Genomic DNA, 10725 nt, shown 5'->3' on the forward strand with positions numbered 1-10725 from the left:
AGAAAAAATGAAATATTAATTTGGAAGGACCATTGAAATTAAGCCGTAGAATTTAATAATTGATGGAGTAAAGTTGCGTAAAGAAGTTTTTACTGTTTGAGCGAATAGCGAGTTTAAAAACTTTAGCCAACTTTACGGAATCAATTATATAAATTCTAGGTGAAAATTTCACGGTTACTGGAAAATAAATATTTCATTTTTTCGCTTCCACGTAACGAAGAATTTAGTTAAAATGCGAATTTAATGTAAAAGTACAAAAGTGAATTTACCTCAAATAACGAACAATTAATTATAAATATACTAAAATGTTCGATTTGTGTTTTAAAATGAAATTTATGGTGATATAATTTAGATATATTTAAAGTTTGAAATAATAAAGGAGGTTTATTATATGAAGAGTGATATTCAAATAGCACAAGAGGCAAAAATGGAACCGATAGTAAAGATTGCGGAAAAGTTAAATTTAGGTGAGGATGACATAGAGCTTTACGGAAAGTATAAATGTAAGATTTCTTTAGATGTATTAAACAATAATAAAGACAAGAAAGATGGAAAGTTGGTTCTTGTTACAGCAATAAACCCTACTCCGGCGGGAGAAGGGAAATCTACAGTTACGGTAGGTTTAGGGCAAGCGCTGTGTAAAACAGGTAAAAAAGCTGTAATAGCTTTAAGAGAACCATCTTTAGGTCCTGTATTTGGTGTAAAAGGAGGAGCTGCAGGTGGTGGATATGCACAAGTTGTTCCAATGGAAGATATAAATTTACACTTTACAGGTGATATGCATGCCATTACAACAGCGAATAATTTATTATGTGCTGCTATAGATAATCATATTCATCAAGGAAATGACCTTAGAATAGATTCAAGAAGAATTATATTTAAAAGAGTTATGGATATGAATGATAGAGCTTTAAGAAATATAGTTGTAGGTATGGGAGGAAAAGTTAATGGATTCTTAAGAGAGGATGGATTCATGATAACTGTTGCTTCTGAAATAATGGCTATTCTTTGTTTGGCTACAAGTCTATCAGATTTGAAGGAAAGAATGGGTAACATATTAGTTGCATATGATTTAGATGGAAATCCTGTATATGCAAAGCAGTTAGAAGTTGAAGGTTCAATGGCATTATTAATGAAGGATGCAATAAAGCCTAATTTAGTTCAAACATTAGAAAATACACCTGCAATAATTCACGGAGGACCATTTGCAAATATTGCACATGGATGTAATTCTATAGTTGCCACAAAGATGGCATTAAAATTAGGAGATATTGTTGTTACTGAAGGTGGATTTGGAGCGGATCTTGGAGCAGAAAAATTTTTAGATATAAAATGTAGATATGGCAATTTAACTCCGAATTGTATAGTTATAGTTGCTACAATGAGAGCATTAAAACATCATGGAGGAGTTAAAAAAGAAGAATTAAATATACCAAATGTAGAAGCTTTAGCTAAAGGAATAGTTAATTTAGAGAAGCAAATAGAGAATATGAAGAAATACAATGTACCAGTTGTAGTTGCTATTAATAAGTTTGTAACAGATTCAGATGAAGAAATACAATTTATTAAGGAGTTCTGTGCAAAACTAGGAGTAAAAGTAGCACTAAGTGATGTATGGGCTAAAGGCGGAGAAGGTGGATTAGAATTAGCTAATATAGTGAATGAAGTATTAGATAATGAAGAATCAAACTTTAAAGTATTATATGATGAAAAAGATACTATTAAAGATAAGATATTAACTATTGCCAGGGAAATATATGGAGCAAAAAGTGTTTTATATACTCCTGCAGCAAGTAGACAAATTGCAGAGCTTGAGAAGTTTGAATTAGATAAATTGCCTATTTGTATGGCTAAAACTCAATACTCATTATCAGATAATCCTAGTTTATTAGGAAGACCTGAAAATTTCGATATAACTGTAAAGGAAGTTAGAGTATCAAATGGTGCAGGGTTTATAGTTGTCTTAACTGGAGATATAATGACTATGCCAGGTTTACCAAAGGTTCCGGCAGCTAATAAAATGGATATTCTAGAAAATGGAGAAATTGTAGGATTATTTTAATATTTAAAATTTACAACACTTGACAAATAATATGTAATTGTTAAAATTAAATTATTAGTTTTAATTACTGTTTAATATTACGATAAAAGCAGCTTTAGGGCTGCTTTAATTATGTTAAGGTGGTGCGTTTATGATTCTACTGGTAGATGTGGGGAATACCAATATAGTTATAGGAGTATATAGAGATAATGATTATATAGCTGGTTGGAGAATTTCTACGGATTCTAAAAAAACTTCAGATGAATATGGGATACAAATGATACAATTATTTAATCAAAATGATTTAAATCCAAAAGAAGTTACGGGAATAATAATATCTTCTGTTGTACCTAATATAATGCATTCTTTAGAGAATATGATAAAGAAGAGCTTTAATATAGATCCTATAATTGTTGGACCTGGAGTAAAAACAGGTATAAATATTAAATATGATAACCCTAAGGAAGTAGGAGCAGATAGAATAGTAAATGCAGTGGCTGCTCATGAAATATATAGAAGAGACGTAATAATTATTGACTTTGGTACAGCTACTACTTATTGTGCAGTTACTGAAGGAGGTAATTATTTAGGTGGATGTATTTGTCCAGGCGTAAGAATATCTTCAGATGCTTTATTTGAAAGAGCGGCAAAACTACCAAGAGTAGAGTTAGAATTACCAAAAAGTATAATATGCAAAAATACAGTTTCTAGTATGCAAGCTGGTATATTGTATGGATATATAGGGCAAGTAGAATATATAGTTAATAAAATAAAGAGTGAAATGATTACTATGGGACTTGAAAATCCATATGTAATTGCAACTGGAGGATTAGCTAATTTAATAGCAAAATCAACAGATGTCATAGATAAAGTTGATTCTAGCTTAACGTTAGAGGGGTTAAGAATAATATATGATAAAAATAAGGAGTAAATAAATGAAAATAGGAAACCTTAATTTTGAAAAAAGTGTTTTCTTAGCACCTATGGCAGGAGTTACTGATATTTCCTTTAGAGGACTATGTAAAGAAATGGGATGTGGATTGGTTTATACCGAAATGGTAAGTGCCAAGGCATTATATTATGGTAGTGAAAATACACAAGCACTTCTGAGAATAGCTGATGAAGAAAAACCAGTAGCAGCTCAAATTTTTGGGAATGATCCTAAGATAATGGCTGAAGTAGTACAAAGTCATTTTAATAAAATGAATGATATATGTATTTTAGACATTAATATGGGATGTCCGGCACCTAAAATAACTAAAAATGGTGAAGGATCAGCATTAATGTTAAATCCTAAATTAGCTGGAGAGATAGTTAGTGAAATAAAGAAGGTTTCAAATAAACCAGTTACAGTTAAATTTAGAAAAGGATATGATGAAGATAATATTAATGCAGTAGAATTTGCAAAGATTATGGAGTATTCAGGAGCAGATGCCATTGCTATTCATGGAAGAACTAAAAAGCAAATGTATGAAGGTAAGGCAGATTGGGATATAATAGGTAAAGTAAAGAAAGCTGTTTCAATTCCTGTTATAGGTAATGGAGATGTATTTACACCAGAAGATGCTTTAAGAATGAAAGAAATAACTGACTGTGATGCAATAATGATTGCCAGAGGAAGTATGGGAAATCCATGGATATTTAATCAAATAGAGAGAGTACTAAATGGTAAAGAGATATTACCTATTAGTGCAGAAGAAAAGATTAATATGTGTTTAAGACATTATGAATTAGCAATTAAGTATGATGGTGAGTTTAAAGCTGTTAGAGAAATGAGAAAACATACAGCTTGGTATCTAAAAGGATTGCCTAAAAGTAGTGAGATTAGAAATGTAGTGAACAGTTTATCTACAACGCAAGAAGTAGTTAATACTTTGCAAAAATATAAAGAAGAATTAATACATTTATGCTTATAGATATGTATAATTTATTATTAATAATATAGTAATATATAAGTGTTTAAAATAGTTAGTTATTTTGTTGACAGATGAAATAGCCTGATTTATAATATTTAAAATGATTTTAAGATTACTAAGCTTCTGTGTTTAATATATGAATACGGTTAAGCTTTGAAGGGGAGAAAGATATGAGTCAATCAAAAAAATTTATAATGACTTACGAAGGTGTTAAAAAACTTGAAGAGGAATTAGAATACTTAAAAACAGTAAAAAGAAAAGAAATTACAGAAAAGATAAAAGTAGCTTTAGGATATGGAGATTTAAGTGAAAACTCTGAGTATGATGAAGCTAAAAACGATCAAGCTTTTACTGAAGGAAGAATAATTCAATTAGAAAACATGCTAAAAAATGCTGTAGTTGTTGATGAAAGTGAAATTCCAAAAGATAAGGTATCAGTAGGATCAATAGTTAAAGTTATGGATTACGAATTTGATGAAGAAGTTGAATATACAATAGTTGGTTCAGCAGAAGCAGATCCAATGAATTTTAAAATATCAAATGAATCACCTGTAGGTAGTGCATTAATAGGAAAGAAAGTTGGAGATGTAGTAGAAGTTGCAGTTCCAAGTGGAGTAAGCAAGTTTGAAGTCTTAGAAATAAGAAGAGACTAATTGGAGGTATAGTGAATGTCAACTGAAGAAATGAACATGCAAGAACTAGAGTCACAATTCAATGAACAAGAAAGATTAAGAAGAGAGAAGCTAGTTCAATTACAACAAGAGGGAAAGGATCCTTTTGATGTATATAAAGTTAATAGAACACATAGTTCACAACAAGTTAAAGATAACTTTGAAGATTTAGAAGGTAAAGAAGTTACTGTTGCTGGTAGAATTATGTCTAAGAGAGGACAAGGAAAAGTTGTCTTTTCAGATATACATGATAGAGATGGAAAAATTCAATTATTCATAAAGATTGATGAAGTTGGAGAAGAAGCTTTAAAACAATACAAGACTAATGATTTAGGTGACTGGGTTACTTGTACTGGTGAAGTATTTAAAACTAAAACAGGCGAAATATCAGTTAAGGCTAAAACTTTAGAATTAATATGTAAGTCTTTAAAACCACTTCCAGAAAAGTGGCATGGATTAAAGGATCCAGATTTAAGATATAGACAAAGAGAAGTAGATATAATAACTAACCCAGAAGTTAAAACTACTTTTATGAAGAGAAGTCAAATAATCAAAGGAATAAGAGAATTCTTAGATAATAGAGGATTTTTAGAAGTTGAAACTCCAATGCTTGCTACTATAGCTGGTGGAGCTTCTGCTAGACCATTTATAACACATCATAATACATTAGATTTAGATATGTACTTAAGAATAGCTCCAGAGTTATACTTAAAGAGATGTATTGTTGCTGGATTCGAAAGAGTTTATGAATTAGGAAGAACTTTCAGAAATGAAGGTATGTCAGTAAGACATAATCCTGAATTTACTATGATAGAATTATATCAAGCATTTGCTGACTATAATGATATGATGGAATTAACTGAAAACATGGTAGCTGAAGTATGTAAGAAAGTTAATGGAACTACTAAGGTTACTTATCAAGGAACTGAAATTGACTTTATGCCACCATGGAGAAGAATAACTATGGTTGATGCTGTTAAAGAATATGCTGGAGTAGATTTCAAAGAAATTAAATCAAATGAAGAAGCTCAAGCTATTGCTAAAGAAAAGCATTTAGAATTCCCAAAACCATTAAATACTGTAACTAAAGGTGAAGTATTAAATGCATTATATGAAGAATTCTGTGAAGAGCATATGATTCAACCAACATTTATTATAGATTATCCAGTAGAAATTTCTCCTCTTACAAAGAAAAAGAGAGGAGACGAAATGTTCACTGAAAGATTTGAAGGATTTGTATTTGGTAGAGAATTATGTAATGCATATTCTGAATTAAATGATCCAATCGTTCAAAGAGAAAGATTCGCTCAACAAGAGAAGGAAAGAGAACTTGGTGATGATGAAGCTTATATGATAGATGAAGAATTCATGAGCGCATTAGAAACAGGTATGCCGCCAACAGGTGGATTAGGAATAGGAATAGATAGATTAATAATGTTCTTAACTGATTCAGCATCAATTAGAGATGTTATATTATTCCCAACAATGAAACCGCAAAACTAATAAAAACCACCGAGAGGTGGTTTTTTATTTAAATAATAAATTAAAAGTATAGTTAAGGAATGAATTTATTATAATTAAATTAAATTGTAAAATATATATTTTAGAAACTTTATAATGAAATTTGGCCTTATAAAAAGAAAGAAGAAAAATTTTAAAAAAAAATATAAAAAAAGTGTTGCATTTTATATAAAAGCTGATATAATAAATTATGCAATGACATTCCGCGATAGCTCAATGGTGGAGCACTCGGCTGTTAACCGATAGGCTGGAGGTTCGAGTCCTCTTCGCGGAGCCATTTTAAATTTCATTGTTGCAAATAATATTCCGCGATAGCTCAATGGTGGAGCACTCGGCTGTTAACCGATAGGCTGGAGGTTCGAGTCCTCTTCGCGGAGCCATTTTTATTTTAAAAGAGTTTTGTAAGAACAGATAAAGTCTGTTGATACAAAACTCTTTTTTTATAAATGTATAATTAAAAAATACTATCTTTTTAGTAGATGTAAAAATTAATTTAAACCAATTAAAATTTGAAAATTTAATTTTTGTAAACATGATGAAAAAGAGAGTGGAATTTAGCTTGACATATAAAGGGCATTTGATAAAATTAATATATGAAATTTAATAAACATGTTGAGAAAGAAAAGTAGTTTTAATGTTCTTTTCAGAGAGATGATGGTGGGTGAAAATCATTAAGAAGTTAAAATGAAGGGAGCTTTTGAGTGTTAATTTAGAAAGTTGGGCTTTAGCCAAGAAGGGTGGAACCGCGGAATTTATTTTCGTCCCTTTATGGTTATAAGGCTTTTTTTATTATAAAAAAATATTTAGGAGGATTAAAAATGGCAGTAGAAAAGACTATGGATAAAATCGTTGCTTTATGTAAAAGTAGAGGTTTTATATTCCCAGGATCAGAAATATACGGAGGACTTGCTAACTCATGGGATTATGGTCCACTAGGAGTAGAGTTCAAAAACAATGTTAAAAAAGCTTGGTGGAAAAAATTTGTTCAAGAAAGTCCTTATAATGTAGGAGTTGACTGTGCGATATTAATGAATCCAGAAGTTTGGGTTGCATCAGGGCATGTTGGTGGATTCTCAGATCCTTTAATGGATTGTAAAGAATGTAAATCAAGATTTAGAGCTGATAAGCTAGTTGAAGATCATATGACTGAAAATGGTGTAGAAGTTGCTTGTGCTGATGGATGGACTAATGAAGAATTAATGGAATATATAACTAAGAATAATATAGTTTGTCCTAAGTGCGGAAAAATGAATTACACAGATATAAGAAAGTTCAACTTAATGTTTAAGACTTTCCAAGGAATAACTGAAGATTCAGCTAGTACAGTATACTTAAGACCAGAAACAGCTCAAGGTATATTTGTTAATTTCAAATCAGTTCAAAGAACTTCAAGAAAAAAGGTACCATTTGGTATAGCTCAAATTGGTAAGTCTTTCAGAAATGAAATTACTCCAGGTAACTTTACTTTCAGAACAAGAGAGTTCGAACAAATGGAATTAGAATTCTTCTGTAAGCCAGGCACAGATTTAGAATGGTTTGGATATTGGAAGGATTACTGCTGGAATTTCTTATTAAATCTAGGGGTTAATGCAGAATGTTTAAGAATGAGAGATCATGGTGAAGAGGAATTATCATTCTACTCAAATGCAACATCAGATATAGAATATTTATTCCCATTTGGTTGGGGAGAACTTTGGGGAATAGCTGATAGAACAGATTATGACTTAAAGAAACATGCTGAACATTCAGGAACAGATATGACATATTTAGATCCAACAACTAATGAAAAATATATACCATATTGTATAGAACCATCATTAGGTGCAGATAGAGTTGCATTAGCATTTTTAGTTGATGCTTATGATGAGGAAGAATTAGAAGGTGGAGATGTAAGAACAGTTATGCACTTACATCCAGCGTTAGCTCCATATAAGGCTGCTGTATTACCATTATCTAAAAAGTTATCAGAAAAAGCTGATGAAGTATATTCAATGTTAGCTAAGAACTTCAATATTGAGTATGACGAAACAGGAAGTATTGGTAAGAGATATAGAAGACAAGATGAAATAGGAACACCATTCTGTATAACAGTTGACTTTGAAACTGAAAATGATGGATGTGTTACTATAAGACATAGAGATTCAATGACTCAAGAAAGAGTTAAGATTGAAGAATTAAATGACTTTATTGCAAAAAGTCTAGAATTTTAGTTTTATAGCGTTAGGATAGATGTTTAAAATAGCATTTCCTAACGCTATTTTTGTTTTAACATATATAAGTTAAATATAAAATATTATCAAAAATATGAAAATTTAATATAATATAATGTGATTAAATAAATTAAAGATAAAATTTATAGTTACGATATTATAAAGGTAATGAAGTGGGTTTAATGAGATGCTTGGAGTAATTCAAGCATCTTTTTATAGAGTAAATATTTAGGATATTATAATTATAGAATATAAGAATTTATAATGATATAATTATTTATATGTTGGAAAGAATCAATAATATAAACATAGATAAATATATATTGTGTATGAGTGTGGAGGCAATTAATGAAGGATTTTTGTGAATTTAAAAAATTTATTAATGGGAAAAATGTTGCTGTAGTAGGAATTGGTGTTAGTAATATACCTTTAATTAACTTTCTAGTAAAATTAGGAGCTAATGTAACTGGTTTTGACATGAAGAGTGAGGAAGCATTAGGTGAAGTTGCAGTTGATTTTAAGAAAAAGGGTGTAAAATTAGAATTAGGAGAAAAATACTTAGAGAAATTAACAGGATATGAGGTTATATTTAAAACACCTTCTATGAGAATTGATTGTGAGGCTTTAGTAAGAGCAAAAAAAGAAGGAGCTTATATAACTTCTGAAATGGAAGAGTTCGTAAGATATTGTAAAGGAAAAATATATGCAATAACAGGATCCGATGGAAAGACAACAACAACAACAATAATATCTAAGTTATTAGAATCTCAAGGATATAAAACTTGGGTAGGGGGGAATATAGGTACTCCTTTATTTTCTAATATAGAAGAAATAGATGAGAATCATATGGTTGTTTTAGAATTATCAAGCTTTCAACTTATGACTATGAATTTACCAGTTGATGTAGCTGTTGTTACAAATTTAGCACCAAATCATTTAGATATGCACAAGGATATGCAAGAATATATAGATGCTAAGAAAAATATATTTTTATATCAAAGTAATGATAGTGTTTTAGTTTTAAATAGAGAAAATGATATAACTTATGGATTTGAGAGTGAAGCAAAAGCAGAAATAAGGGAATTTTCTTCAAAGAGAGTCCTTGAGAATGGCGCATACTTTAATGAAGGAGTATTATATCTAGATGGAAATGTAGTTTGTAAAAAAGATGATATAGTTATTAAGGGAATGCATAATGTAGAAAATTATTTGGCTGCATTTACTGCAACTAAGGATGATGTAGAAATTAAAACTATGAAGAAAGTTGCAGAAAGTTTTGCTGGAGTTGAGCATAGATGTGAATTAGTGAGAGAGCTTGATGGAGTAAAATACTATAATGACTCTATTGCGTCTAGTCCAACTAGAACTCTTGCTGGATTATTTGCTTTTGAGAGAAAAGTAATATTAATAGCAGGTGGATATGATAAACATATACCATTTGAGCCTTTAGCTGAAGAAGGGTATCCTTTTATAAAAGAATTAATACTTTTGGGAGATACTAAAGATTTAATAAAGGAAGCTTTTGATAAATTAACATTAAATAAGAATATAAATATTCCAATTGTTATGGTAGATTCTCTAGAGGAGGCTGTTAATAAAGCAAAAGAAATTGCTCAAAGTGGAGATATTGTAACTCTATCACCAGCATGTGCATCGTTTGATATGTTCCCTAATTTTGCAGTAAGGGGAAATAAATTTAAAGAAATAGTAAATAGTCTATAGATTAAATAATAAATAAAAAAGAAGTAGGATATTTGTCTTGCTTCTTTTTTTGATTTAAAGATTTAGTAAAGTTTTTAGATAAAATATAAAAATTAAATGCAATAATAATACTTACAAATATATAGAGCTAATGTGTTTTTAAAGGGGAATAGAGTGTTTTTTTTAGGCAAATAGTATCAACATATCCTAGAGTATCATTATAAGTAAAAAAGAGAAAAATAGAGAAAAATAGAGAAAATAAAGAATAAAATTTGTAAAAGTAAATAAATATTATGTTTGCATATTATTAAACGTGTTAATATAAAACACGTCGTCGGGAACAAATAGTAAGTTTGAAACGAGGCGATGAGGTAACAACACAAAACAAACTTAAAAGTTTTAAAAAAAAGTGTTGACAGCCAAAAAGATAAATGATATTATGAATAGGCAGTCAGGTTGATTGCTAAATGATCTTTGAAAATTGAACAGAATATAAATTAAGTAACCAGCAATTCTTTTGAGAGTCTTAAAACAAAGACTCAAAGTAATTTGAGCAAATGATTAAACTTTTTAGTGAGAGTTTGATCCTGGCTCAGGACGAACGCTGGCGGCGTGCCTAACACATGCAAGTCGAGCGAGTGGAGTTCTTCGGAACAAAGCTAGCG

The 10725-nt window shown here is 30.1% G+C and carries 7 protein-coding genes, 2 tRNA genes, 1 rRNA gene and 1 other annotated feature; all 10 genes read left to right on the forward strand.

From position 1 onward, the window contains the following. Positions 1-391: 391 nt before the first annotated feature. Positions 392-2062, forward strand: coding sequence for a formate--tetrahydrofolate ligase (locus tag EJJ37_RS18880; protein WP_133016999.1), 1671 nt, complete (start codon positions 392-394; stop codon positions 2060-2062). 130 nt (positions 2063-2192) lie between these two features. Continuing rightward, on the forward strand, positions 2193-2972 hold the full coding sequence (locus EJJ37_RS18885; RefSeq protein ID WP_133017000.1) for a type III pantothenate kinase: 780 nt from the start codon (positions 2193-2195) through the stop codon (positions 2970-2972). 4 nt (positions 2973-2976) lie between these two features. Next, a complete protein-coding gene (dusB, locus tag EJJ37_RS18890; protein ID WP_133017001.1) occupies positions 2977-3957 on the forward strand; it encodes a tRNA dihydrouridine synthase DusB in 981 nt (326 codons plus the stop codon). Between the two features lie 170 nt (positions 3958-4127). Continuing rightward, a complete protein-coding gene (gene greA / locus EJJ37_RS18895; RefSeq protein ID WP_133017002.1) occupies positions 4128-4610 on the forward strand; it encodes a transcription elongation factor GreA in 483 nt (160 codons plus the stop codon). Between the two features lie 15 nt (positions 4611-4625). Next, entirely contained in the window at positions 4626-6131 is a 1506-nt protein-coding gene (gene lysS / locus EJJ37_RS18900) for a lysine--tRNA ligase (protein ID WP_133017003.1), read from the forward strand. Positions 6132-6351: 220 nt separating this feature from the next. Continuing rightward, positions 6352-6426, forward strand: a tRNA-Asn gene (locus tag EJJ37_RS18905). Between the two features lie 28 nt (positions 6427-6454). Continuing rightward, a tRNA-Asn gene (locus EJJ37_RS18910) sits at positions 6455-6529 on the forward strand. Between the two features lie 223 nt (positions 6530-6752). After that, positions 6753-6918, forward strand: a binding site (T-box leader). Between the two features lie 49 nt (positions 6919-6967). Then, a complete protein-coding gene (locus EJJ37_RS18915; RefSeq protein ID WP_133017004.1) occupies positions 6968-8359 on the forward strand; it encodes a glycine--tRNA ligase in 1392 nt (463 codons plus the stop codon). A gap of 348 nt (positions 8360-8707) precedes the next feature. Next, on the forward strand, positions 8708-10081 hold the full coding sequence (murD, locus tag EJJ37_RS18920; protein ID WP_133017005.1) for a UDP-N-acetylmuramoyl-L-alanine--D-glutamate ligase: 1374 nt from the start codon (positions 8708-8710) through the stop codon (positions 10079-10081). Between the two features lie 548 nt (positions 10082-10629). Further along, positions 10630-10725, forward strand: a 16S ribosomal RNA gene (locus EJJ37_RS18925); the annotation flags it as partial.

Source organism: Clostridium cuniculi, assembly GCF_004353185.1.
Lineage (GTDB): Bacteria > Bacillota > Clostridia > Clostridiales > Clostridiaceae > Clostridium > Clostridium cuniculi.